The organism is Arcicella sp. LKC2W (assembly GCF_034931005.1).
Classification (GTDB): domain Bacteria; phylum Bacteroidota; class Bacteroidia; order Cytophagales; family Spirosomataceae; genus Arcicella.
On the sequence record NZ_JAYGIN010000027.1, the window covers coordinates 46,214 to 71,151 of the forward strand.

22 protein-coding genes are annotated in these 24,938 nt (G+C 35.9%); 6 read left to right on the top strand and 16 right to left on the bottom strand.

The genetic code is table 11. The annotated features are described in order from the left end of the window. The first annotated feature begins 45 nt into the window (after positions 1-45). The 3 genes from odhB to lpdA all read left to right on the top strand — a co-directional run bounded on the left by odhB (position 46) and on the right by lpdA (position 3,453). Positions 46-1,590, top strand: a complete 1,545-nt coding sequence (gene odhB / locus VB796_RS19930) for a 2-oxoglutarate dehydrogenase complex dihydrolipoyllysine-residue succinyltransferase (RefSeq protein ID WP_323348349.1) — start codon at positions 46-48, stop codon at positions 1,588-1,590. 76 nt (positions 1,591-1,666) lie between these two features. After that, entirely contained in the window at positions 1,667-1,966 is a 300-nt protein-coding gene (locus VB796_RS19935) for a hypothetical protein (RefSeq protein ID WP_323348350.1), read from the top strand. A gap of 83 nt (positions 1,967-2,049) precedes the next feature. Further along, positions 2,050-3,453 (top strand): dihydrolipoyl dehydrogenase, encoded by a 1,404-nt coding sequence (gene lpdA / locus VB796_RS19940; RefSeq protein WP_323348351.1) that lies wholly within the window; start codon positions 2,050-2,052, stop codon positions 3,451-3,453. Positions 3,454-3,507: 54 nt separating this feature from the next. On the opposite strand, the gene VB796_RS19945 is transcribed toward lpdA, so the two are convergent. From VB796_RS19945 to nusB, 8 genes are all read right to left on the bottom strand, one after another. Further along, positions 3,508-5,508, bottom strand: coding sequence for a M56 family metallopeptidase (locus VB796_RS19945; protein WP_323348352.1), 2,001 nt, complete (start codon positions 5,506-5,508; stop codon positions 3,508-3,510). A 31-nt stretch (positions 5,509-5,539) separates the two neighbouring features. Then, positions 5,540-5,893: a BlaI/MecI/CopY family transcriptional regulator gene (locus tag VB796_RS19950; protein WP_323348353.1), complete on the bottom strand. Its 354-nt coding sequence runs from the start codon at positions 5,891-5,893 to the stop codon at positions 5,540-5,542. Between the two features lie 147 nt (positions 5,894-6,040). Then, positions 6,041-6,628, bottom strand: coding sequence for a dephospho-CoA kinase (coaE, locus tag VB796_RS19955; RefSeq protein ID WP_323348354.1), 588 nt, complete (start codon positions 6,626-6,628; stop codon positions 6,041-6,043). A gap of 168 nt (positions 6,629-6,796) precedes the next feature. Beyond that, complete coding sequence (locus VB796_RS19960; protein WP_323348355.1) at positions 6,797-7,471, bottom strand: hypothetical protein; 675 nt, start codon at positions 7,469-7,471, stop codon at positions 6,797-6,799. Positions 7,472-7,569: 98 nt separating this feature from the next. Continuing rightward, complete coding sequence (gene yajC / locus VB796_RS19965; protein WP_323348356.1) at positions 7,570-7,881, bottom strand: preprotein translocase subunit YajC; 312 nt, start codon at positions 7,879-7,881, stop codon at positions 7,570-7,572. 108 nt (positions 7,882-7,989) lie between these two features. Then, positions 7,990-8,427: a DUF1573 domain-containing protein gene (locus tag VB796_RS19970; protein WP_323348357.1), complete on the bottom strand. Its 438-nt coding sequence runs from the start codon at positions 8,425-8,427 to the stop codon at positions 7,990-7,992. A 97-nt stretch (positions 8,428-8,524) separates the two neighbouring features. Continuing rightward, positions 8,525-8,824: a YtxH domain-containing protein gene (locus VB796_RS19975; protein ID WP_109743719.1), complete on the bottom strand. Its 300-nt coding sequence runs from the start codon at positions 8,822-8,824 to the stop codon at positions 8,525-8,527. Positions 8,825-8,974: 150 nt separating this feature from the next. After that, on the bottom strand, positions 8,975-10,132 hold the full coding sequence (gene nusB / locus VB796_RS19980) for a transcription antitermination factor NusB (RefSeq protein ID WP_323348358.1): 1,158 nt from the start codon (positions 10,130-10,132) through the stop codon (positions 8,975-8,977). Positions 10,133-10,850: 718 nt separating this feature from the next. Between nusB and VB796_RS19985 the strand changes: the two genes are divergently transcribed. Next, the gene (locus tag VB796_RS19985; protein ID WP_323348359.1) at positions 10,851-12,638 is read left to right on the top strand and encodes an ABC transporter ATP-binding protein; all 1,788 of its coding nucleotides are present in this window, start codon (positions 10,851-10,853) and stop codon (positions 12,636-12,638) included. A gap of 496 nt (positions 12,639-13,134) precedes the next feature. On the opposite strand, the gene VB796_RS19990 is transcribed toward VB796_RS19985, so the two are convergent. The 8 genes from VB796_RS19990 to VB796_RS20025 all read right to left on the bottom strand — a co-directional run bounded on the left by VB796_RS19990 (position 13,135) and on the right by VB796_RS20025 (position 22,532). Then, positions 13,135-13,551 (bottom strand): GxxExxY protein, encoded by a 417-nt coding sequence (locus VB796_RS19990; RefSeq protein WP_323348360.1) that lies wholly within the window; start codon positions 13,549-13,551, stop codon positions 13,135-13,137. 298 nt (positions 13,552-13,849) lie between these two features. Beyond that, a complete protein-coding gene (locus VB796_RS19995) occupies positions 13,850-15,163 on the bottom strand; it encodes a TolC family protein (protein WP_323348361.1) in 1,314 nt (437 codons plus the stop codon). 78 nt (positions 15,164-15,241) lie between these two features. Next, positions 15,242-15,592 carry an RNA-binding protein gene (locus tag VB796_RS20000; RefSeq protein ID WP_323348362.1) on the bottom strand — a complete coding sequence of 117 codons (351 nt, stop codon included), beginning with the start codon at positions 15,590-15,592 and terminating at the stop codon, positions 15,242-15,244. Positions 15,593-15,848: 256 nt separating this feature from the next. Then, positions 15,849-16,556: a hypothetical protein gene (locus VB796_RS20005; RefSeq protein WP_323348363.1), complete on the bottom strand. Its 708-nt coding sequence runs from the start codon at positions 16,554-16,556 to the stop codon at positions 15,849-15,851. 176 nt (positions 16,557-16,732) lie between these two features. Beyond that, positions 16,733-17,341 carry a YigZ family protein gene (locus VB796_RS20010; RefSeq protein WP_323348364.1) on the bottom strand — a complete coding sequence of 203 codons (609 nt, stop codon included), beginning with the start codon at positions 17,339-17,341 and terminating at the stop codon, positions 16,733-16,735. A gap of 288 nt (positions 17,342-17,629) precedes the next feature. Then, the gene (locus VB796_RS20015) at positions 17,630-18,967 is read right to left on the bottom strand and encodes a Gfo/Idh/MocA family oxidoreductase (RefSeq protein WP_323348365.1); all 1,338 of its coding nucleotides are present in this window, start codon (positions 18,965-18,967) and stop codon (positions 17,630-17,632) included. 51 nt (positions 18,968-19,018) lie between these two features. Next, complete coding sequence (locus VB796_RS20020; RefSeq protein WP_323348366.1) at positions 19,019-21,022, bottom strand: glycoside hydrolase family 3 protein; 2,004 nt, start codon at positions 21,020-21,022, stop codon at positions 19,019-19,021. A 130-nt stretch (positions 21,023-21,152) separates the two neighbouring features. Continuing rightward, entirely contained in the window at positions 21,153-22,532 is a 1,380-nt protein-coding gene (locus tag VB796_RS20025; protein WP_323348367.1) for a DUF1080 domain-containing protein, read from the bottom strand. Between the two features lie 334 nt (positions 22,533-22,866). On the opposite strand from VB796_RS20025, the gene mgrA reads away from it, so the two are divergent. After that, positions 22,867-23,871: an L-glyceraldehyde 3-phosphate reductase gene (gene mgrA, locus VB796_RS20030; RefSeq protein WP_323348368.1), complete on the top strand. Its 1,005-nt coding sequence runs from the start codon at positions 22,867-22,869 to the stop codon at positions 23,869-23,871. 70 nt (positions 23,872-23,941) lie between these two features. Continuing rightward, the gene (locus VB796_RS20035; protein ID WP_323348369.1) at positions 23,942-24,928 is read left to right on the top strand and encodes an aldo/keto reductase; all 987 of its coding nucleotides are present in this window, start codon (positions 23,942-23,944) and stop codon (positions 24,926-24,928) included. Positions 24,929-24,938: the final 10 nt, after the last annotated feature.

A 24,938-nucleotide genomic window follows, 5' to 3' on the forward strand; every position in this document is an offset into this window, starting at 1 on the left:
TATTAAAAATACATTACAAAGGATAAAACAATCCAGCATTGAGATATGGCAATTGAAATGAAAGTTCCGCCAGTAGGCGAATCAATAACCGAGGTAACTATCGCTACTTGGAATAAAAAAGATGGCGATGTAGTAAAAATGGATGAAGTTTTGTGTGAATTAGAATCAGACAAAGCTACGTTTGAACTTCCTGCTGAAGCAGAAGGAGTCTTGAAAATCGTTGCCAAAGAAGGCGAAACTTTACCAATCGGTGCTGTAATTTGTATTATTGAACCTGTTGGTGCGAGTGCAAGCCCTGCTCCTGCCGTTCCAGTAGCGACACCAAGTGAAGCTCCAGCTCCCGTAGCTGAAACTCCTGCTGCACCAGTGGCTACTGCAAGCCAAGTAATTGAAATTAAAGTTCCTGCGGTTGGTGAGTCAATCACAGAAGTAACCATTTCTGCTTGGAGCAAAAAAGAAGGTGATTCTGTGAAAATGGATGAGGTCTTATGTGAATTAGAATCCGATAAAGCAACCTTTGAACTTCCTGCTGAAACTGCGGGTGTTCTTCATATTGTAGCATCAGAAGGTTCAGTATTGCCAATCGGTGCCGTGGTGGCAACTATTACTGTTGGTGCAGGAGCAAGTTCTCCAAGTCCAGCACCTGTGGCAGCTCCACAAGCAACTGCATCAGCTCCACAATCAGGAAATTATGCTGCTGGTCACGCATCACCTGCTGCTGCTAAAGCTTTGGCAGAAAAAGGTATTGATGTAAGTTCGGTATCAGGAACAGGCGTAGGTGGACGTATCACGAAGGAAGATGCTAATGCTGCCGTTAAACCAGCTCCAGTAGCAACACCTTCTGCTCCTGCCGTTGCTTCAGCTCCAGCAGTTGTCTCAGCATCAGGAAACCGTTCTCAACGTCGTGAAAAAATGACGTCACTTCGTAAAACAGTTGCTCGTCGTTTAGTTCAAGTAAAAAATGAAACGGCCATGTTAACAACTTTTAACGAAGTTGACATGAAGCCAATCATGGATTTACGTGGAAAATACAAAGATAAATTCAAAGAAAAACATGGCGTTGGCTTAGGCTTTATGTCATTCTTCACAAAAGCAGTTTGTGTTGCCTTGAAAGAATTCCCTGCGGTGAATGCTTCAATCGACGGTGAAGAAATTGTTTACAATGATTTCTGTGACGTTTCAATTGCAGTATCTGCTCCCAAAGGTTTAGTAGTTCCTGTAATCAGAAATGCTGAAAACTTATCATTGGCAGGCATTGAAGGCGAAGTTGTTCGTTTGGCTACTTTGGCTAAAAACAATAAGTTGACTTTACAAGAAATGTCAGGTGGTACCTTCACCATTACGAATGGCGGTATTTTTGGTTCGATGCTTTCGACACCAATTATCAATGCACCACAAGTAGCAATTTTAGGGATGCACAACATCGTTGAACGTGCAGTTGTGATGGATGGACAAATCGTAATTCGTCCAATTATGTACGTTGCTCTTTCTTACGACCATAGAATTATTGACGGAAAAGAATCTGTTTCATTCTTGGTAAGATTAAAGCAATTATTGGAAGACCCAACTCGTTTGTTGTTGGATGTTTAGGAAAATATTAAGTACAATGTATTAGGGGTTAAGTATAATTTATATTTAATCCTTAATGCTTATCTCAGATTATAAAATGAACATTATTAAATGGGATTACCTTACCGTTATAGCAGATTTAAGTCCTACTCTTTTTGATGCCAATGGAAAAGGAAAATTTGGACTTGATGCCAAAGAAGTTAACAATATGCTTGCTCAGTTCGGCTCTGAAGGATGGGAATTAGTGAATACCACTTCCATTAATTCGAGTGGTACAACTGTTCAAGTTTCATTCATTTTCAAAAAAATAGGCTCTTTAAAATCTCAAAGTGAATTCCGTAGAATTGGGTTTGACATTGATGGAGACGGAGAATCTGAAATTGTTGATAGAGGGTAAATAGATTACAGAGAATAATTAATAGAGAATAGATGTATTAAGCAATTTCTTAATACTTAGTATCTGATACATAATACTTAAATATGCAATACGACGTAATAGTAATCGGTTCGGGCCCTGGGGGTTATGTTGCCGCCATTCGTTCAGCTCAATTGGGCATGAAAACTGCTCTTATCGAAAAATACAGTGTTTTGGGCGGAACTTGCCTAAATGTTGGCTGTATTCCTTCAAAAGCACTTTTAGATTCTTCTGAACACTTCTTTAATGCTTCTCATTCTTTTGCAGAACATGGAATTGAGATTTCTGCTCCAAAAATCAATATGGAGCAAATGATTAGTCGCAAGACTGGCGTTGTGAAGAAAATGAACGATGGAATTACGTTCTTGATGAAAAAAAATAAAATCACGACTTACAATGGTTTAGGCTCTTTTGTGGATAAAAACACCATTAAAGTAACCAAAGCTGACGGTACTTCGGAAGATTTGACCGCTAAAAACGTAATTATTGCAACGGGTTCAAAACCTACGGCATTGCCATTTATTCCAGTTGATAAAAAGCGTGTTATCACTTCTACTGAGGCTTTAAACTTACAAGAAGTGCCAAAGCACCTTATCGTTATCGGAGCAGGCGTTATTGGTGCTGAATTAGGTTCAGTTTACGGTCGTTTAGGAGCAAAAGTTAGCTTTGTAGAATTTGCGGATTCAATGATTCCAACGATGGATAAAACAATGGGAAAAGAATTGCAGAAGAGTTTGAAAAAAGAACTTAAAGCAGAATTTTTCTTCCAACATAAAGTTACTAATGTTGTAAATAACGGTGATGATGTAACGGTAACTGCTACCAATTCAAAAGACGAACAAGTTACTATTTCAGGTGACTATGTTTTGGTTTGTATTGGTCGTCGTCCGTTCACAGAAGGCTTGAACTTAGAAGGTGCAGGCGTTGCGGTAGATAGAGGTAAAGTTGTTGTTGATGAACATACTTTACAAACAAATGTACCCAATATTTATGCCATCGGCGACGTAGTTCGTGGTGCAATGTTGGCTCACAAAGCAGAAGAAGAAGGTGTTTTTGTAGCTGAAACTATTGCAGGACAAAAACCACATATCAATTATAATTTGATTCCAGGTGTAGTTTATACTTGGCCAGAAGTAGCTTCAGTTGGTAAAACAGAAGAAGAATTGAAAACGGCTGGTATTGCTTATAAAGCAGGTTCATTCCCATTCAAAGCATTAGGTCGTGCAACAGCTTCAATGGATACAGATGGTTTGGTGAAAGTATTAGCTGACAAAGCAACTGACGAAATTTTGGGCGTTCATATCATTGGTGCAAGAGCAGCGGATATGATTGCGGAGGCAGTTGTAGCGATGGAATACCGTGCAAGTGCAGAAGACGTAGCTCGTATGTCGCACGCACACCCAACATACACAGAAGCGATGAAAGAGGCTTGTTTAGCAGCAACTGAAAATCGTGCTATTCATGCGTAATTGTTGAGATATTTATAAAAAAGGCTTCTGAGGTGATTCAGAAGCCTTTTTTAATTATTGATTAAATTTCATAATTGCTTCAATTGGTTTGCCATTTATTTTCATACCAAGTTTCTCAATTGTTTTTTTCTCCTCACTCGCAAAAACTGTACTACCTAAAAGTTGAGAGTTAATTTCTTTCATTTCATCTTCTGTTTTAACCACATCTCCGACTTGAAACAAAATTTGCCCGCCCTTAGAAACTGTAGCAGAAGCACGTTCGCTTCCATCTTTATAGACTACTATTTCATCCTTTTCATTCCCGTTAAAATCTTTCAAAGTGACTCTCGTTAAACTTTTTCCAGAAGAGCGAGCTTCTCGCCTTTTCCTCTCATTTTCGACAGCAATATTGAGTTGTTTTTTTGACAAAAATAAATCCTCATTTGACCTGTTGAAAGTGTTTATTTCAATAGCTCCATCCGTATTTTCTACACCAAACTTTTTCAGAACACCTTCACGCTTATAAATTGTAGAATTTGATATTTTAGTCGGATTGAGTTTATACAAAACATTAGATGGATAGCTTTTTCCATTAATAAATACCAAAGGATTTTTCCCAAGCTGTCCCTCACCAATTAATTTTACAGAATCTGAAAAAGCATTATTCAAAAACCCTAATTTCGGTGCTAATGGTGGTTTAGGCGGTGCGGGCAATATTGGCGACGCTTTGGGTGCTTTAGGTGCTAACGGAGGTCTTGGTGGTGCTGGTGGCGTTGGCGGAATATGACCTAAATTTACCGTATGAATTCCTGTTTTCTTATTAGCTCTAATTGACAGAAACATTCCTTTATCTTCCTTAGAAAGTTTACGGTATTCCTCTAAATCAAATTTCCCCCCATCGTTATACATTTCATAATTTCTGTTTCTGTTTTTTTCTTTCTCAGTTTTATCATCTTCTAATAAACTAAACTCAATATTTGTCAAAACATTCTTCTTATCTACTTGATAATCAATCATATTTAAAGAAAAACCATAATCTTTAAAGTAGCTTTTGGCTTCTTCAATCGACTCGTTTGTTAGCTTATCAAAACCAATGAAAAGTTGTATTTCATCATCCATTAATCGCATAATGGCTAACTTAGACATGTCACTTTCCGAAATATTAATTTTATTTCCTCTCACAATTTTAAAATGCTTAGAACTATCTTCAATTTCTTGATACTTCACAACTTTCTCCAATGAAAAAGCCATGAATAATACCCCTAAAATGGGTAAAATGGATAAATACGCTAATCGTTTCATAGGTACGGATTTTTGTTTAGTGAATATAAAATGAATACGGTCGGTCAAGGGCTTACGACTGAAATGATGAGTGGTTGCCAATGTAGAATTGGACGTTGCTAATTTCAGTAAGAGTTGAGCGTATGACTGTGGATTATAATTTTGTATCATACGTGTATCTACCTCATACTCATGCACTTCCGAGAGTGAACGCTGATACAACCACAAAATCGGATTAAACCAAAATAGTATTTTCAGTATTTCTACAAACAACAAATCATAAGAATGGAAAAGCTTTATGTGCCATTTTTCATGAGCTAAAATCTGCTGAATTTCATCTTGAGTAAGGTTAGAATCATCAATAAAAATTAGGTTAAAAAATGATGAATTGGCAAATCGACTTTGGGTAGAAATATAATCACCGCCAATAGATATTCTTTTGATTTTCAATAATTTATAAATCATTATTAAGAATCTAAAAGCCATTAAAACGATTACTAAAACATAAATAATTTCTATCATAAAATCCCAATCAATCACATTTTCGACAGGCTCATTCACAATTAATGAAGTAGAACTATTCACCATTACTGGTTGAAAATTACGCTCAGAATAAACTATTTGATTGACAGGAACTTTCACAATTTCTTCGACTTCATAAGAAATCAGCGGAAAAATCAAACCTATGATTAGGCTTGAAAGTAAATAGACACGATTGAGTCTAACGAAGGTAAATCGTCTAAAAATCAATAAGTAAAGCCCATAGAAAATAGCAATACAGGCGGTAGACTCCATCAAGTAATTCATAGTTTTAATAGTTGAGATTTTATCCGATTATTTTACGTAATTTCTCCAATTCCTCTTCGCTGATTTGCTCTTCTTGCACCAAAAATGACATCAAACTGGTAGCAGAATTATCAAAATAGTTATTCAGCACCTTCTTGAAAGTCTGCTTTGCGTAGTCTGCTTTAGAAATTATCGGGAAGTATTGATATGTTTTTCCGTAGGCTTTGTAACCAACGTACCCCTTTTTTTCCAAAATTCTGACAACCGATGAAATCGTATTGTATGGAGGTTTGGGTTCTTCATCAATATGCTCAATAATGTCTTTCACAAAAGCAAGGTCCAATTGCCAAAGTGTTTGCATAATTCGTTCTTCTGTTCTTGTTAATTCTTCCATGAGTCAAACTTATAACTTATTTTTCAGTTATACAACTAAATTTTAAGTTATTTAACTTATTTTTCAGTTTACTCAATTTTGACATAAAAAAAGACCCATGATTTTCAGTTTCATGAGTCTCCTTTAACAATTTTTATTATGAATTATCTACTGCAAAATCTCTTGATATAAACGCAAAACCTGTTCTAAAACAGGGTGCTTTTCATCATTTTCAATGACATAATCAGCAAATAAAAGTCTTTCTTCATCAGAAATTTGTCGGTCGATGATGTCTTTAATTTCTTGTTCTGTTCGCTTATCTCGGTGTCGTACTCGTTTGATTCTGAGGTCGATGGGAGCATTCACAACAATTACTTTATCGAAGAAATTACCGTCACCTGCCGCTTTCATTAAGGCGGCTTCGTAGAGTAAAAAGGGAGCTTTAGGATATTTTTGAATCCAAGATTGGGAATCTTGACGTACTCTTGGATGCACAATGGCATTGAGTTGCTTTAATAGTTCTGGATTATTGAAAACTTGTGAGGCTACCCACGTACGGTTGTATTCACCCGAAGACGTGTAGGATTGTTCTCCAAGAAGTTTCTGGATTAAATCTTTCATCTCTAAATCATTGTTCATCAATAATTTAGCCCTTGAATCGGCATCATAAATGGGTATTCCCAAAATAGAAAAAACCTTGCATACGAGACTTTTCCCTGAGCCAATTCCGCCTGTAATTCCAATGACTTTTTGCATAATTAAATTAGATTATAGAGAATAGAGGTTAGAGAAAAGAGTATAGAAGACATTAAAGGATAGAAAATAACTAATAATTTCAAACAATACCAACTCTTTAAATAGTCTAATCTCTTTTCTCTAAAATCTATCATCTAAACTCTTTTCTCTATCATCTATTATCTAAACTTATTTTAATAACTCAGAAACTTCAAAACTTACAGCTACACGGTCTTTGCTTGGCTTAATGAGTGAGTTTTGGGAAATTGGTAATTTTATCTCATCGTCAAAATTATCTTGTAGCCTTTTCCCTGGAATTTTTACGTAAATAACGCTTCCCATTCCTTCTAATACTGATTCTGGACCTTCAAGTGTAACGGTACGAGGATTCACGTTTATCAAACTCGAAATCACATAACGTTCTTTCAATGGAATTGAGGCACTATCCACTTTTACGGTAAATTGTTTGGAAACTTTACGGTCAAATTCTAAATCGAAACGGTCGGCTACAACGTAATTAACTTTTACATCTTTGATATATTCAGAAAGCGAATCTGCCAATGAACCTGTATTTAAGTATTTAGTTTTCAGTGGTTTTTCTACTGAATATTTTACTGGCGTAATATCTAAGGCAAAAGCTTTACGCAAGAGATTCCAACCATTACCTGATACATTTACGGATATTTTTTCGGGAAGTGGCTGCGTTGGGATATAAAGAGAATCGTTGTAAGAGAATTGAAGCGGAAAGGACATTCTTTGAGAATAACCATCTTTGTTTAAAGCATTCATTACCCAAAAAATAATGGCGGCTAAAAGGCTTATAAAGATAGCTTTAAGGTCAGTTTTTGAAGTAGCGGTTTTCATGGGAAATTGTTAAAGGGTTAGAAAGATAAAGAAGTTAGAAAGCTTAAAGTACCTACTTTTAACCCTCTAACTTCTTTAAAACTTAAACTTTAAGAAAACTATTCTGCAAGTTGTGAAGACGAATCTTTTGAGATAGCAGTTTTCAAGAAAACCATTCTAACTCCTTTGTTAGCATCAACTTCTAACACAACTGATTTATCACGTACTGAAACAACCGTACCGTGTAATCCTCCGATTGTCACTACTTTATCGCCAGCTTTCAAGGCATCAATATAAGATTGCTGTTCTTTTTGCTTTTTTTGTTGTGGACGAATCATGAAAAAATACATGATTACGAACATTCCTCCGATTAAAAATAACGAAGAAGCTCCGCCTCCGCCAAATCCTTGTAATAAAATACTATTGTACATTCTATTTAATGATTAATGATGAGTTATAAATTATGAATGATAGGTTCGTAGCCATGAAAATAAATTCATAACCGCAGCGGTGGACCGCTCATCATTCATAATTTATAGTTATTTTGCTAAAACTTCTATTTTGAACGAAACTACATTTTCGGCTGGTTTGGTATTGGCAAAAGCCGTCACAGTTTTATTCAATTTACCTTCTTTTCCTTTACTGTTAAATTTCACAGTGATAAACCCTTTTTCTCCTGGAGCAACAGGTTCTTTAGAATACGAAGGCGTTGTACAACCACATGAAGCACTAACATTGCTCAATACCAAAGGCATATTGCCCGTATTTTTGAAATTATAAACGTGCATGACAGTATCACCTTCTGTGATTTTGCCTAACTCAACCGATGGCGTATCAATTGCCATTACTGGAAATTTATCATCCGTTGGTTCAAGAGCTTTCTGTCTTTCTTCAAGTGTTTGGGCATCTGTGCGTTGTTTATTTTCACAAGCAACAAAAACAGCAAACGACAGGGCTAAGATTAATACTTTTTTCATGGGCTATTAAATCGTTTTTGTTCGATATTTGATAAAAATGGGGCTTTAAGATTTCAACTAAAACGAATATCTAACATCGAAAACCAAACATCGGAATTTACGCTTTTGCTTTGATTTGGCTCATCATGCTTTCTACGTCTTCCAAAAGTCTTTCGGCTTTTTCACGAGCTTCATTTACCACTTTTTTACCTTCCGATTTTGCCATTGTTTCTGGTATTTCTTTGCCTTCAATCAAATCAGAAATTAAACCCTGTAATTGGTCTCTGTATTTTTGAAGTTGATAGAACAGTTTGTTACGAGTATTTTCGCCTTTGTCTGGAGCATACAAAATACCTAAGATTGAACCCACTGCGGCACCTGTCATAAATGCCCAAAATGTTTTTGATGATTTGCTCATTTTTCAGTTATCAGTTATCAGTTATCAGTTATCAGTTATCAGTTATTGGATATTAATGATTGGTTATCAGTTAATAAATTTAGAGTCATATCGAATCTAAATTTATTAACATAGAAAGCCAGTAACTAATAACCAGTAACCAATAACTAATCACTTATTGTCTATTAATCCACGTCCAGATTTTCTGACAATGCCTTCTTTTTGTAATTTCTGAGAAAGTACATCCAAAAGACCGTTGACAAATTGTCCAGATTTTGGTGTTGAATAATTCTTTGCTAATTCAATGTATTCGTTAATTGTAACTTTTACAGGAATACTCGAAAAGTGAATCATTTCGGCTAAACCTAATTTCAGAATCAACAAATCGGTCATTGCTAAACGGTCACCTTCCCAATTTTGAGTTTGGTCTAAGATGATTTTTTCGTAAGATTCTTCGTTATCTAAAACGTTGTTGAAAAGGTCAACGAAATATAATTTATCGTCTTCCCAATTCATAGCTAAAGGTTGCAAAGCAAGTTCTTCGATGCTGGTAATCTTAAAAGTTTTAACAATCATACTTTTAAGAACGTCCTTATTTTCGCCCCAATTTAAGTCTTTTTCTTCAAAATAATCCGCAATAGAATGATGTTTCAAAACAAAAGTCTTCACAAGGTACATAACTAAGGCTAAATCTTCCTCGAAAGTATGTTTTGTGCTACGAAGGTACGACTGGAATTCGGTATCAGGCAAGATGCCATCTAAGAAAAGTTTACGGAGGAGATTTTGGTCATCGTCAGTCCAATTTACATTTCTTCGGATTGACTCAGTTTCTAAAGTTTTAAGATTTTTGAGTGCCTTTAATACACTATTTTCGGCTAATCTGGCAGTACGGAAATCCGTTTCAACCAAACGGCGTTGCTCATCCCAAACGGCAATATCCGTGATTTCAAGCAACAAATTAAGCATTTTCAAATAGACATGATAGATATTTTCTACTTCGTCCACCATTGTTTGCGTAATTTTTGCACGGTCTCTTTTTACGGCATCACGGTAAAGGAGTATATTCTTTTTTGCGGCATTTTTAGCCTCAAGAGGATAATCATCTTCTAAGTCTTTCTTATTCAAGATTGCTTCATAATGAGATTCCGCCAACTTACGCAAGCCTTCAAGCTTAGGCATTTGTTGCTCTTTAGGAATCATTAAATCAAGATTGGGAAGGAAAGATTCTGAAATCAAATCGTGGTATAACTGATAATCAGCTCGCTCGGCTGTGCGGAAGGCGTAAAGGTTTTGGAAAGCCTTTGTTCGGAGAAGTCGTCTATTTACCATTGTGTACTGAAAGAACGTTTTTTTTTAGACATGAACGGACTGCGTGTCCGTGTTACAAATAATGTTGCAAAATTAGTATTTTTTTAAGAAAATAGAGCTATTTTAAGTAAATTTATTGTGTTAAAAGAGTTTTATAGCTACATGAGTCATCCCGAATTTTTCTTTTGTCTTAGGTATTTGAGGGAATTCATAAGTTTTTGGACTTATTCTCGTCCTTACTTTTTGTCTTGAAACAAAAAGTAACAAAAAATTCAAGAATTCCTAAACTCGCTACGCTCAAACAGTAGGAATTCAGTGTCCCATCAATCATAAAAAAGTGTTCTAAAACTAATTTTGACCGTTTTTTTATGATTTTAAAATTCAGGATGATTCATGTTTATATGGTCATGTGTCTGAGACGCAAAACCAAACGACGCCTGATTGCAAATCGAGGTTAGCGAGATTAAGAATTTTAAATTAAGAATTCTTAATAAAGAATGTAGATTTTAGAAGTTTTACGGAGGATATTTTACTCCTTCATTCTCAATTCCATGTTATAAATTCTGACTTATTTCCTTAACTAAATGACATTGGACGCTTGACCATATAAACCCCAATTGCAAATTGAGGTTAGCGAGAACGAACAAATCAGGGTGAGTGAAATTAGTAAAGCAAGTACAGAATTATTAATTTTAGAGCATCAATGAACAATTGAAAGAATTGACACGTTCAATATTATATGAAATACCTAAAGCATCTCAACAAATACTTTCTGAAATATAAATGGTACTTAATTTTGGGTACATTATTTACGTTTGTTTCCAATCTTTTCGGGGTTGTTCCTGCCCAAATTGTTCGGTATGCACTTGATTTGGTAAAAGAAACCATTGATTTATATTTCCTCTTCGATGGTTTTAAACTCCAATCTTCTATTTACGAATTTTTCGCTTTTTCAATTCTGCTTTACGGATTGATGATTTTGGTGTTGGCTCTACTGAAAGGTTTTTTCCTGTTCTTGGTTCGGCAGACACTCATCGTGATGTCTCGACACATTGAATATGACTTGAAAAATGAAATTTATCATCATTATCAAACGCTTCCTTTGAGTTTTTACCGTAAAAATAATACGGGAGATTTAATGGCTCGTATTTCGGAAGATGTCAATAAAGTTCGGATGTACGTTGGACCTGCCATTATGTACGGTTTGAACTTGATTACGGTATTTGTACTTGTGGTTTGGTATATGCTTTCGGTAAATCAAAAACTGACATGGTTTGTGCTTTTGCCCGTGCCGTTTTTGTCGTTCAGTATTTATTTTGTGAATACAATCATCATGCGGAAGTCGGAGCAAATTCAAGCTAATTTATCTAAAATCTCCACTTTTACGCAAGAAGCCTTTTCGGGAATTAGGGTTTTGAAAGCTTTTGTACAAGAAGAACCTTCAACGATTGCTTTTACAAAACAAGCCAATGTTTACCGTGAAAAGTCATTGGATTTAGTGAAAGTTGATTCGTTGTTTTCGCCTTTGGTTTCGGTTTTAGCGGGTTTAAGTTCTGTTATTGTGGTGTATGTAGGCGGTATGGAAGTGATGGCTGGACGTTTAACACCTGGAAGTATTACTGAATTTATCATGTATGTCTATATGCTCACGTGGCCGATGATTGCTTTGGGTTGGACGGCTTCGCAAATTCAACGTGCAGCGGCTTCACAACAACGTATTAATGAGTTTTTGAATGAAAAAACGAACATTATTTCAAAAGAAAATATCGTAAAAGATATTGCGGGAGATATTGACGTAAAAAATGTCAATTTTGTTTATCCAGATTCTGGAATTGTGGCTCTAAAGGATTTTTCAATGCAAGTTTCGGCGGGTGAATCGGTGGCAATTTTGGGAACAACTGGCTCTGGAAAAAGTACCGTTGCCAATTTACTTTGTAGAATGTATGATGTGACGGACGGAGAAATAAAAGTTGACAATTATCCTATCAAAAATCTGAATGTTAATCATTTACGTTCTCAAATTGGGTACGTTCCGCAAGATGTTTTCTTGTTTTCGGATTCAATCAAAAATAATGTAAAATTCGGTAGTGAAAACATGACCGAAGAGCAAATTATTCAAGCGGCAAAAGATGCTGATTTGTACAATAATGTAATTGATTTTCCAGAAGGATTTGATACGGTTTTGGGAGAACGTGGCGTTACGCTTTCGGGAGGACAAAAGCAACGACTTTCTATTGCTCGTGCCATTGCCCGTGAACCACGAATTTTGATTTTGGACGACTGTCTTTCGGCAGTAGATACCAAAACTGAAAATCAGATTTTGAATAATTTACAAGGGATTATGCAAGGACGTACTTCGGTGATTATTTCGCACCGAGTTTCATCAGCAAAATTAGCGGATAAAATCATCATGCTTGACGACGGACGTATCGTTGAACAAGGCACGCACGATGATTTGATGGAAGCAAATGGGGTTTATCGTGAATTGTATGATAAACAGATGGCTGTTGAGGATGTAAACGCATAGCTTAACCACATAGGTAGGATAGGAAACATAGTTTTAACAAAAGAAACGCAGTAAATAGAAGTTTAATTAACCCGATCGGTAGGATAAAATTGGGTTCTCAACAAAAAAATTTATTAATCCTATGTTTTCTACCCTACCTATACGGTTAAATTATAGGATAGAAAACATTGTTTTAACAAAAGAAACGCAGTAAATAGAAGTTTAATTAACCCGATCGGTAGGATAAAATTGGGCTCTCAACAAAAAAATTTATTAATCCTATGTTTTCTACCCTACCTATATGGTTAAATTATAGGATAGGAAACATTGTTTTAACAAAAGAAACGCAGTAAATAGAAGTTTAATTAACCCGATCGGTAGGATAAAATTGGGCTCTCAACAAAAAAATTTATTAATCCTATGTTTTCTACCCTACCTATATGGTTAAATTATGCGTTGATAACAGAAAGTTTTATTAAACCTATATTTTCTACCCTAACGATGTGGTTAACTTTGATCAGTCTGGCAACATTCGATAAAAATCATTAACAAAAGTTTTTTGTCCTTCCTTAAAAATGTTAGTACAATGAAAATTGACAAGTATTCCCTTAGGAATCTCCATTAACTTCATGTAACTCATCAATTGAGCTTCAAATATGGGTAACATTGTAGAAACAGCCTTTAATTCTACTAAAATCGTATCTTCTATAAGTAAATCATAACGCAAATCACAATCTACAATTACACCTTTGTAGTCCACATATATTGTCTTCTGGAAATCGACTTTAAAGCCACGACTTTGCAATTCATGAATCAGGCATTTTTCATAAACTTTTTCTAACAAACCTGAGCCTAAATGTTTGTGTACTTCAATAACGGCTCCCAAAACTTCATAGCTCAATTCATTAACTTTTCTCTTTGTAAGTGTATCCATATCAATTATTTGTAGTTTATATTATTTATTTTTTTGTAGAAATTCTTTCTTAATTTTAAAAACGTCAAAATAATCTCCAACCCTATATTTCTTATCTAACTCACCTGCGGATGCTTTGATACCCGCATTAATCTCCAACCCTATGTTTCCTATCTAACTCACCTGCGAATGCTTTGATAGCCGCATTAATCTCCAACCCTATGTTTCCTATCTAACTCACCTGCGGATGCTTTGATACCCGCATTAATCTCCAACCCTATGTTTCCTATCTAACCTATGTGGTCAAAACATGGTTGCATTATTCCACAATCTTACTACTCAATCTCAACAATTCAATTTCCGTGATTTTAGCATTAAATTCGGCTTCAATTAAACGAGTTTCGGCAGCTACGGCGTTGCGTTGCACCTCACGAAGTTCATAAGCTGCTGAGTTACCGACTTTGTATCTTTCAAAAGCAATGTCGATATTTTGACGAGCAATTTTGTAGTTTTCTGTTTCTAACTTAATCAATTCTAAAGCATTACGATAATTCAAATACGTTCTTTCCAAAGCCGTATTTAATTGATTTCGTAAATCTCCTTCTTGTAAATTCGCTATCTCCTGCCCTATTTTAGCATTTTGAATTCTTCGTTTCTGATTGTAGCCATCAAAAATATTAATTGACGATCTGAGTCCGTAACTAAACGCAAAATTTTGGAGTGATTTAGTCGCTTGTGGAGCTCCAGCACCGTTATTGGAAGCATTGTAATTATAACCTGTAATAAAATCAACTTGAGGCAATTGAGCTGATTTTTGCAATTTTAAATCCATTTCCGCCAAACGCTTATTTTGTTCTGCCAAAATCAATAATGGATTTTGCTTTAAAGTTGCTTCTCTTAATATTTCTAAAGACAAAGATTTGTCATAGGTAATGGTATCATTCGTAGAAAACTCCTCTTGCAAACTTCTAATCAACAAAGAATTAAGGCTAATTTTAGCATTTTCCAAAGCTTGTTCTTGAGCAATAAGTGCGGCCTTGTCTTCATTATAATCCACTTGTGCGGAAAGAAAATCTACTTTTGAACCTTGTCCAACTTCATAACGGTCACGGGATAATTTCAGTCGGTCATTGGAGATTCCTAAACCTTGCTTCAAGTTTTTTACTCTTCTCGACTGGCGAATAATATCATAATACGCATTACTAACCTGAGCAATTGAATTTTCTACCGAACTTTCAATTTGCGTAACATTCGTCTTTTGTAATTCACGCAGGCGGTCACGGGCGATAAACATTCCCAAGCCGTCATATAATGTCCAAATGGCATTTACGCCTGCTCCTCCTGTATTATTTGATACGCCAGAACGTTCAATTGTTGGCAAATTTGGGTCAAAAAGCCCAATTGTTACGCTACTAATATTGTAGTTTTTATTGGCAGAACCTGTCACGACTGGCAACATTCCTGCATTGCCACGAGTATTATTATTATCCGCAATTTTCTGGTTACTCTTGGCAATTTTGATGGCGTAATTATTTTCCAACGAAATTTTCACGGCTTCATCAAGCGTTAAAACTCCTTGTGCTTCAACATGAATGACGAAACAGGTTGAAATTAGCAGTAAAACGTACTTCATTAATTATTCAGTTTTCTGTTGATGAAATGGTAATTTCTTCGACGAAAACTCGTAGAAGAAATTCATGAGTTTAAAATCTTACTTTTTACCAAATTTATTTTTGCCGATACCCTTAAATGGCTTCCATTCCTTGTTTTCTGGCTTTGAAGGATACGGTTTTTTCTTCTTTTTATCTAAACTGCCCGCATTATTGGGTACAGATTTATTAACAACGATTTTTCTTTCTTCAAATTCTTTCCCGTCCAAAGCCTCAATTGCCGCTTTTGCTTCTTCGTCATTTGGCATTTCAACAAAAGCAAAACCTTTATTCTGACGAGTGATTTTATCTATCACGATTTTGGCAGAATGTACTTCTCCAAACTCTCCAAAAATCTCTACTAATTTTTCTTCCTTCCATTTGAAAGGAATACTACCTACATATATATCCATTTGATTTATTATTTTTTGTTTTGCAAAGGTACAAATTAGGGATTAGTTATTGGAGATTGGGGATTGGTTTTTATATTTAGGTGAGGTTAGGTATTGGAATTTAGGTTTCAGTAACTGGTGCAAGTCTGCGACTTGTACCTTTCACTCTATCTCACTGGTTCAAGCGTCCTCGCTTGAACTCTTATTTTTACCAGTGCCAATGCTTACGCACGAGTGGATTCAAGCGAGGACGCTTGAACAAGTGGGGTGTTCAATATTAGCTTATTTCTAATTTTGATAAATATTCTTTGGTATCATTGAAAATTTTATATAGTCTTAGACGAAGTGGCTCGTGAGTATTTACTTCATAAACATCAAGATGATACTGGTACCATTTTAAGAAATCTTCATACCTTGAATCTTTACAATATTTCATAATAAACATTCTTCGTAATATACATCTTGTATCTCCTCCAATGATTGGTATTTTAAAGAAATCTGCCATTGTTCCTGTATATCCTACTCCTTCTTTATAAGGCATATCATTTGCCAAAATTTCTTGATTGATGGTCTGCAAATCACTGTATTTTTCAAAAAAAGGAATTGCTGTTGTTTCCATATATTCTTTTATGATTTCGGATAATCCAATTACATGATTATCATTGTGTAATTCTAAATTAATTTGAATGGACAACAGTTCTCGTTTAATTGTTTTACTATTTTTTAATAAAAATTTCTTCTCCGAATCCAATTTATCAAAACAATAAATCTCATGTAAAGGATTTTCAATAAGACTGAATGAAATTGTTGGAAATATACTTTTTACTTCAACTGTCTCATATGTATTAATCAACAAGAAAATCTTGTATGTGTAAAGTTTTGTTTTCTTCACTAATGAAATGTCAGCATCTATCTTGAAACCGTTTTTAGTAAGATATTCCCTTAAATAAATATTTAAAATTTCTTTTAATTCTTTCTTATTCATATTTAAAAAACTGGTTTTGTGATAGTATTTCACTTAATACGACCAAATTCATTATTTTCCAGAAGGGTTCTAACCGTAGTTCCATCAAGAGAATATTGAGTTTTAAATACATTCTGGAACTGGTCGTAGGTTTAGCGAAGCGTTCCTACGACCTATAATTGGATAGAGCGTCTCGCTCAAACACTACGCAAAAACTCTACCTCAATTTCTTCAATCTTTTCTAATTTACCCAAAACTTGCGGAGATAATGACGTTCTAAATTCAATCTCAATTACACATTGATTATCAAATTTTTGATTGACAATTTTCAAATCAAAATCTTTTATGACTTTCATAATATCATTCATTTGAACGTATCCGTAAGTGATTTGATAAATTTCATTGACGGTTTTCTCGATGATTTCGGCATTTACCAGAGCCTCTTCTGTTGCTGATTTATAGGCATTTATTAACCCTGGAACGCCTAAAAGTGTTCCGCCCCAATATCGCACGACAACCACTAAAATATTGGTAATTTCTTTGGATAAAAGTACATTCAAAATGGGTCGCCCTGCTGACCCCGAAGGCTCGCCGTCGTCATTTACTCTGAAATTGTTTTTATCAATCCCAATACGATACGCATAGCAAAAATGCACGGCTTTGAAATGTTCCTTTCGGAGTGGCTCAATGATGGCTTTTAACTGATTTTCATCGGTAAATGGATAGGCAAAAGCTAAGAACTTACTTCCTTTATCTTTAAAAAGTCCTTCCGAAGGGGATTTAATAGTTTGGTAAATGTCGGTCATTAATAATATTTATATATATGGCTGAGAAAAGCAAATTTAAAGAATATTCTGACCTTTTGCTTATATTTCATAACCCTTCTAAAACTAAAAATGCCTCAAATCTTTCGACAGAGGCATTTTCAAGTAGGGGTTGGGATTTAGGAATTAGGATTTAGCATTACCACAATCCTGATTATCAATGGCTTATGAAACTTCAAAATTAAGCTATGGTTGATTATCAGATAACAATCTGATTAACAACAACTTACAATACCAAACCCTAAATCTTAATCCCTACTTATGTATGAATTAATACTTAAACACTTTTCCGCCTGTCATAACTTCTTGTGTTTTCTCATCGAAAGTTACTCTTTGACCTGTACGGTATGCTGCATTTGCCATAATAGTGGCAATTGAGTGCTGATAACCTGCTTCAATTGGAGCGTTTGGCGTTTTACGTGAACGAATACAATCCATCCAGTTTTTGATGTGAGCCGTTGTCAATTGGTCATAACCAGTATTGGCGTTTGTCTCAATTTTTGTCACTTCGCTCAACTTAATTTTTTCCAAAAGGTTCGCTTTCATGCCCATTGCTTTGGCTTCACGTTCACCTAAACCACCCGTCGGAGAGATTTCGTTAGTATCTAAGTTAATCATACCTCCATTTGAATAGTACAATTCTTTTGTTTCGCCTGCACTGTTCGAGAAACGACTTGTAAATTGTACTTGGAAGCCTTTTGTCATATCATCTAATGGGCCATAATCAAAAACTACGGTCATGGTATCTGCATTGGCACGACCATCTTGCCATTGATAAATACCTCCATTGGCAACGGCACTACGTGGATGAGGTAATCCAGAAAACCAGTGAACTGTATCAATTTGGTGAGACATCCATTGTCCAGGAATCCCTGAAGAATATGGCCAGAAAAGTCTGTATTCCAAATATTTACGTGGGTCAAATGTATCATTCGGACGGTTGATTAAGAAGCGTTTCCAGTCAATATCCGATTCTTTCAAATCTTGTGTAAGAGCTGGTCTTCTCCAACGTCCAGGTTGATTTACGTTCCAAACTAATTCAACCATTACAATTGGTCCAAATTTGCCAGATTTAATAAAATTTTCAGCCGCAAAATAGTTTTCACCACTACGACGTTGAGAACCAATTTGTACAATTTTACCCGATTTTTTAACGGCATTTAAAACTGCACGATTATCGTCCATTGTTTCAGCCAATGGTTTTTCTGTATAACAGTCACAACCTGCTTGAACAGCCTCAATGGTATGAATTGCGTGTTGAAAATCAGCCGTTGAAAGCATTACAGCATCTACCGATTTAGAAGCATATAATTCATCATTATTACGGTATAATTTAACATCTGAACCTAACGCCTTGTCGATAAATGCTTTACCTTCATCTCTACGGCGATTCCAAATATCTGATAAACCTACCATTTCAAAATTCATTTCTTTCTGAAATTGTTTGAATGGAGGAATATGTGAAGACTTGAAACGGTCAGAAAAACCAACGCAAGCAACACGTACACGGTCGTTTGAGCCAATGATTTTTCCATAAGATTTAGCAGAAAAACCCGTAGCCAGTCCTGCTAAAACCGTACTTTTTACAAAATCTCTTCTTGTTGTCATTTTTCTATTTTTTGCTGATTTTAATAAAGTTAAATATTGTGTTTTGATATTCTAATACCCCAATCCATCACCTGCTTTAAACAAAGCATAACCTTTGGGTTTCATAAAACCTGGTACATCTGACTGGTTTTCCATCACGACTTTTCTTGATGTTGGCGTGCTAAATGGCATTTTTCCAGTTGGATTATACGCTCCTGTTACCACATCTAAAATCGCATCAGTTGTTGTTCCGAAGGTTGCCAAGACCGTTTTCACATTCGGATTATCCACTTCATCAATCACCCACGGACTTGTATAATTGACAATCATTACCGTTGGTTTGTGATAAGTTGTTTCGTTTACGTGTCCGATGTCAATTTTGTTTTTTGATAATTGCAATTCAATCGGGCTTCCATTTGAACTAAACAAACTTCCACCGTTTGGAGTCAACCAAAGAATTACCATATCGGCTTCTTCCTTCGTAGAAACAAACTCTAAATTCCATTTATTGACCTCTGGTTTGAAAGTTTTTGCGGGCGTTTTTGTCTTACCATCGTCAAAATAAGTCTCAAAATACACTTTTGTCTTTGGAGCAATTGGTAATACTTTAGCGTCATTTCTCAATAATACAATTGATTTACGCATCGCCAAATTTCCTTTTTCTTGAAAATCTGCATTTCCAACCATTTTCACGGCTGCATCAACATCCACATAAGGGTTTTCAAACAAACCTAAATCAAATTTTTCTTTCAATAAACGAGCAATTGATTCATTAATTCTTGCTTCTGTAACCAATCCTTTTTTTACGGTTTCAAGTAGCATGGTTGGGTCGGCACCGCCAGAAAAAATATCTACCCCTGCCTCCAATGCTTTTTGATAACGTTGTAAAATTGTCAAATTTTCAACGCCCCAAGGCATCATGTCAATAGGCCCCGTATCAGAATTTACAATTCCTTTGAAGCCCAATTGTTTTCTCAATAAATCTTGAATAATGGCTTTGTTATAAGAAAAACCAACTTCTTCCATGTTCTTATCTTTCGGAGCTGAATAATAAGGCATGATTGAAGACGTTCCTGCATTGATTGCCGCAATAAATGGTTTCACGTGATAGTCAAACATTCCACCTGGGTAATGAGCATTTTTTCCCCAATCAAAATGCGAATCTTGTCCGCCTACTTGTGGCCCTCCGCCTGGAAAATGCTTGGTAGTCATTGCTACCGAATTTTTCCCTAATTTATCTCCTTGAAAACCCAATACAATTTCACGAATCATGTTTGAAGTCCAATCGGCATCTTCGCCAAAAGTACCTTCAATTCTTGCCCAACGTGGTTCTGTCGATAAATCCGCCATGTACATATAGCCTTTTCGTAATCCTACGGCAGACCATTCTTTGGCGGCAATTTCGGCAAATTCACGAGTGAGTTTTAAATCTCTCATGGCTGATAAACCTAATTCACCTGGCCATTTTGAGAAAACTGTTGTACCTACACTCAAACCAATCGAAGCATCAGCCGTAATGTGATTTCGTGGATTTGATGCTACTATCGCTGGTATTCCCAATCGAGAAGTTTCACACAAGGCTTGCAAATTATTCGACCATTCTGCCAAAACTTTAGCACTGGTATTGGCTCTCAGAATAAAATGGCGAAGATTATACGTCATAACCCCTTTGGTAGTTCCTGCCGCACCCATATTTGGCACTGCCAAAGGTTTGCGGGTAAACATATTGATGGGTTGCATCAAATCTTCTTCATTGAATCCACTCGTAATTTCAGTTTTAGGAGCATTTTGCTGAAACGAAAAATCGCCTGCCAAACGGCTCGTACTGATAAGCATAAACCCAATTTTTTCCTCAATAGTCATTTGAGCAATCAGGTCTTGAATTCTTGTTTCTTGTGGTAAACGCCAATCTTCGTATTTATCCAGTTTACCGTTTTTATTTAAGTCTTTAAATTCTAATCCACTCTTTTTCAATATTTTAGCAGAACGAGAACCTAATTGTGGCTGTGCTAATTTCTGAGCATTCAGCTCAAATGTCAGCAAGCTAATGAGCAATAATATATTTTTTGCTTTCATTTTGTTAGTGGTTTTTACGTGTTGAAAAGTATTGTAGGACAGGTTTCTAACCTGTTTTAATAAATGCTGACAAATTAAAATCTGTTCTACAATTTCCTAAACTAAGACAGGTTGGAAACCTGTCCTACGCTTACTTCAACTCTCTAATTTTCAGGTTCTTGAACGAAACATTATTTCCATGGTCTTGCAAAAGGATATTTCCTTTATCGCCAGCCCCAAAACCTTGATATTTTTCGTATTTTGAACGTGCCACTAAAGCATTGAAAATGTTACTTTTACGCTCATACTCAATTACTTTGAAGCCATTTAACCAATGCTGAACGGTATTATTTGGAAGCACCACAATACGTCCTTGATTCCAGTCACCAATTTTTCTAACAAAACGTCTGTCCATTTTCAAATCTTTGTCGATTTTATAAGAAGGAATCAAATCATAAAGACTTGCCAAAGTACGGTTACCAACTGCTCCCATTTTGGCATCTGGGTGTTTTTCATCGTCTAAAACTTGGAATTCTAAACCAATACCTGATTTACCATTTGAATCAAAAGCTTCATTTACGAAATATTTTACGCCTGAATTTGCCCCGTCTGTCAGTTTAAATTCAAATGTCATTTCAAATGCTCCGTATTGTTGGTCTGTCACAATATCGTTACCAGTTTCAGAACCATCAGATGGACTTACATTAATCATTCCGTCAATTACTGACCAATGTTGTTTTGGCATTTCTGTACCATGAACGGCACGCCAACCTGTAAAATCTTTGCCGTTAAAAAGCATTTTGAAACCTTGTGCTTTTTCTTGTTCTGAAAGGTTATTCAACACTAAATTCACCACAGGGCAATTATCAAGCGGACTTGGCTTCAAGTTTTCAGTTTGGATTTTAATATTTTTCCAACGGATTTTCATGCCTTCTTTCATCGGGCCATAAATAGAATGAACTTGTAAAGCGATGAAACCTTTGGCTGTCATATCATCAATTAAATGAGCCGTTGGTACGCCATTTATCCATGTGCGAATGGTACTTCCGATGGCTTCAATGCGATATTTATTCCATTGTCCTACGGGCTTGAAAGCCTTTTTTCCTTCTGGGTTGATATTTGGAATGTATAACCAATCACGTCTTCCTTCGTCATAAATTGCTCCTGACCAAGCTCTTTCAGATGGGTCAACTTCCATTTGGTAGCCATGCACACGTCCGTTCTGATAATCAGGTTTTGATAAACTACGAAACTGAACGCCTCCATTCATGGTGTCGTCAAGTTTCAAATCTAATTCAAGGATAAAATCGCCGTATTCTTGTTCTGTTGTTAAGAATGAATTGGGTGTTTCTTTTACCGTTGTTCCTACGATTTCCCCATTTTGGACTTCGTAAAGGGCTTTTCCGCCTAATTGTTTCCAACCTTTTAGGGTTTTTCCGTCAAAAAGGCTCGTCCATTTTTCTTTTTGGGCAAAAGTTGAAGCAGATAAAGCACAGATTAACAGAAGCGTTTTAAAAAAATATTGTTTCATATTTAACTATAGTTTTTGATTTATCAGAAAAAGTCAACAACTACATTTTTATACTTTGAATATATTAAATATTAATTTTATAAGTCAAATTTTCATAGAATTGAAGATAATATAGTACCGTACTGTATGCTTTACCCTCAATTCCACTGGTAAAAATCACATAAAAAACTCAGTATTAACCCTTAAAATTATCCTTCTTATTTACAGGACAGAGTTTAATATCCTTTTACGTAATTTTAAAATGTTATTATTTCATTTCTAAATTTGTCCAAACGAGAACCGTTATTTTTATCGGAAAAACTCATTTCAATATTTAAAAAACTAATCAAAAACAATGACTTATTTAGCAAATCCTGCTCGCTACGACTCAATGGAATACCGCCGTTGTGGCAATAGTGGCTTAAAACTTCCTGCCATTTCGTTGGGACTTTGGCACAACTTCGGGGGTGTTGATGTATTTGAAAACTACCGTGACATTCTTCGTACTGCTTTCGATAAAGGAATTACACATTTCGATTTAGCCAATAATTATGGCCCTCCTGCGGGTTCGGCTGAGGAAAATTTTGGGGTTATTTTCAAGAAAGATTTCACTCAATACCGTGACGAATTGATTATTTCGTCAAAAGCAGGTTACTTAATGTGGCCAGGCCCTTATGGAGAATGGGGTTCGAGAAAATATTTAATTTCAAGTTGCGACCAAAGTTTAAAACGCATGGGCTTGGATTATGTAGATATTTTCTACTCGCACCGTCCCGACCCAAACACGCCTTTGGAAGAAACTATGGGAGCATTAGACAGTATCGTTCGTCAAGGAAAAGCCCTTTATGTTGGAGTTTCCAATTATTCGGCGGAAGATACCGTAAAAGCTATCGAAATTTTGAAAGGCTTAGGCACACCATGTTTGATTCACCAACCAAAATATTCAATGTTGGAACGTTGGGTTGAAGGGTCAACGCCTGTGGGCAGTTTAATGGATGTTTTGGGCGATAAAGGCGTTGGTTGTATTCCATTTTCTCCTTTGGCTCAAGGACTTTTGACGAACAAATATTTAAAAGGAATTCCAGAAGGCTCACGGGCAGCACTTGCTCATGGCTTTTTGCAGGAAGGACACATTACGCCACAAGTTATTGCTAAAATTCAAAATTTGAATGACCTTGCCATTGAGCGTGGACAAACTTTAGCACAAATGGCTTTGGCGTGGTTGCTGAAAGACCAACGTGTAACTTCAGTTTTGATTGGAGCAAGCCGTACTGCACAACTTTTAGATTCTTTGGAATGCTTAAATAACAAAGATTTCTCGCAAGAAGAATTGGTAAAAATTGAAGAAATATTGAAATAGCTTTCGGCTATCAGCAATTATACATCGGCTTTGATGCCGAAAGCTGACAGCCGAAAACCGAAAGCAAATTATGAAATACAGAAAATTAGGAAAAACAGGATTTGATATATCAGAAATCAGCCTTGGAACTTGGCAAGTAGGCGGAAAATGGGGCGATGACTTCAACCATGAAACTGCCGAAGGAATTTTAAATGCAGCCGTTGATTCGGGCATTAATTTTATTGATACTGCCGATGTTTACGGCGATGGCGAAAGTGAAAAAGCGGTCGGAAAATTTGTCAAAAGTCGTTCGGAACGAATTTTTGTGGCTACCAAATGTGGTCGTCAGCTCAATCCGCACGTAAATGAGGCATATCAACCCGCAGTTTTGAGAAAATTCGTGGAAAATAGTCTCAAAAATATGGGACTTGAAACGCTTGATTTGATTCAATTACACTGCCCTCCTACCGAAGTTTATTATCGTCCTGAAATCTTTGAATTATTCGATAGATTGAAAGATGAAGGCAAAATTTTGAACTTAGGAATCAGCGTGGAGAAAGTGGAAGAAGCTCTGAAAGGCATTGAATACGACAATGTTACGTCGGTTCAAATTATTTTCAACGTCTTCCGTCAGCGTCCAGCCGAATTATTTTTTGAGCAAGCCCAAAAGAAAAATGTCGGAATCATTGTCCGTGTGCCTTTGGCAAGTGGTTTATTAACGGGAAAATTCTCGAAACAATCAACTTTCACGGCGGGCGACCATCGCAATTTTAATCGTAATGGAGAAATGTTCGACAAAGGCGAAACCTTTTCGGGTATTGATTACGAAACTGGATTAAATGCCGTTGAAGACTTAAAAGCTTTATTCCCGAATCAGGAAAATTTAGCTCCAGTGGCTTTACAGTGGATTTTGCAACACGAAGCCGTGAGCACCATTATTCCAGGAGCATCTCGTCCAGAACAAGTTTCTGCCAATTTAGATGCGTTAAATTTTCCTGCATTAACACAACAACAAATTGCCTATATTAATGCAGTTTACGAAAAACATATTAAAAAATCAGTGCATCAATTGTGGTAAATCATTTAGT

Excerpts from the sequence above, each read along its gene's own strand:
- odhB (WP_323348349.1), top strand. The coding sequence starts at position 46 with ATGGCAATTGAAATGAAAGTTCCGCCAGTAGGCGAATCAATAACCGAG.
- VB796_RS19935 (WP_323348350.1), top strand. The coding sequence starts at position 1,667 with ATGAACATTATTAAATGGGATTACCTTACCGTTATAGCAGATTTAAGT.
- lpdA (WP_323348351.1), top strand. The coding sequence starts at position 2,050 with ATGCAATACGACGTAATAGTAATCGGTTCGGGCCCTGGGGGTTATGTT.
- VB796_RS19945 (WP_323348352.1), bottom strand. The coding sequence starts at position 5,508 with ATGGAGTCTACCGCCTGTATTGCTATTTTCTATGGGCTTTACTTATTG.
- VB796_RS19950 (WP_323348353.1), bottom strand. The coding sequence starts at position 5,893 with ATGGAAGAATTAACAAGAACAGAAGAACGAATTATGCAAACACTTTGG.
- coaE (WP_323348354.1), bottom strand. The coding sequence starts at position 6,628 with ATGCAAAAAGTCATTGGAATTACAGGCGGAATTGGCTCAGGGAAAAGT.
- VB796_RS19960 (WP_323348355.1), bottom strand. The coding sequence starts at position 7,471 with ATGAAAACCGCTACTTCAAAAACTGACCTTAAAGCTATCTTTATAAGC.
- yajC (WP_323348356.1), bottom strand. The coding sequence starts at position 7,881 with ATGTACAATAGTATTTTATTACAAGGATTTGGCGGAGGCGGAGCTTCT.
- VB796_RS19970 (WP_323348357.1), bottom strand. The coding sequence starts at position 8,427 with ATGAAAAAAGTATTAATCTTAGCCCTGTCGTTTGCTGTTTTTGTTGCT.
- VB796_RS19975 (WP_109743719.1), bottom strand. The coding sequence starts at position 8,824 with ATGAGCAAATCATCAAAAACATTTTGGGCATTTATGACAGGTGCCGCA.
- nusB (WP_323348358.1), bottom strand. The coding sequence starts at position 10,132 with ATGGTAAATAGACGACTTCTCCGAACAAAGGCTTTCCAAAACCTTTAC.
- VB796_RS19985 (WP_323348359.1), top strand. The coding sequence starts at position 10,851 with ATGAAATACCTAAAGCATCTCAACAAATACTTTCTGAAATATAAATGG.
- VB796_RS19990 (WP_323348360.1), bottom strand. The coding sequence starts at position 13,551 with ATGGATACACTTACAAAGAGAAAAGTTAATGAATTGAGCTATGAAGTT.
- VB796_RS19995 (WP_323348361.1), bottom strand. The coding sequence starts at position 15,163 with ATGAAGTACGTTTTACTGCTAATTTCAACCTGTTTCGTCATTCATGTT.
- VB796_RS20000 (WP_323348362.1), bottom strand. The coding sequence starts at position 15,592 with ATGGATATATATGTAGGTAGTATTCCTTTCAAATGGAAGGAAGAAAAA.
- VB796_RS20005 (WP_323348363.1), bottom strand. The coding sequence starts at position 16,556 with ATGAATAAGAAAGAATTAAAAGAAATTTTAAATATTTATTTAAGGGAA.
- VB796_RS20010 (WP_323348364.1), bottom strand. The coding sequence starts at position 17,341 with ATGACCGACATTTACCAAACTATTAAATCCCCTTCGGAAGGACTTTTT.
- VB796_RS20015 (WP_323348365.1), bottom strand. The coding sequence starts at position 18,967 with ATGACAACAAGAAGAGATTTTGTAAAAAGTACGGTTTTAGCAGGACTG.
- VB796_RS20020 (WP_323348366.1), bottom strand. The coding sequence starts at position 21,022 with ATGAAAGCAAAAAATATATTATTGCTCATTAGCTTGCTGACATTTGAG.
- VB796_RS20025 (WP_323348367.1), bottom strand. The coding sequence starts at position 22,532 with ATGAAACAATATTTTTTTAAAACGCTTCTGTTAATCTGTGCTTTATCT.
- mgrA (WP_323348368.1), top strand. The coding sequence starts at position 22,867 with ATGACTTATTTAGCAAATCCTGCTCGCTACGACTCAATGGAATACCGC.
- VB796_RS20035 (WP_323348369.1), top strand. The coding sequence starts at position 23,942 with ATGAAATACAGAAAATTAGGAAAAACAGGATTTGATATATCAGAAATC.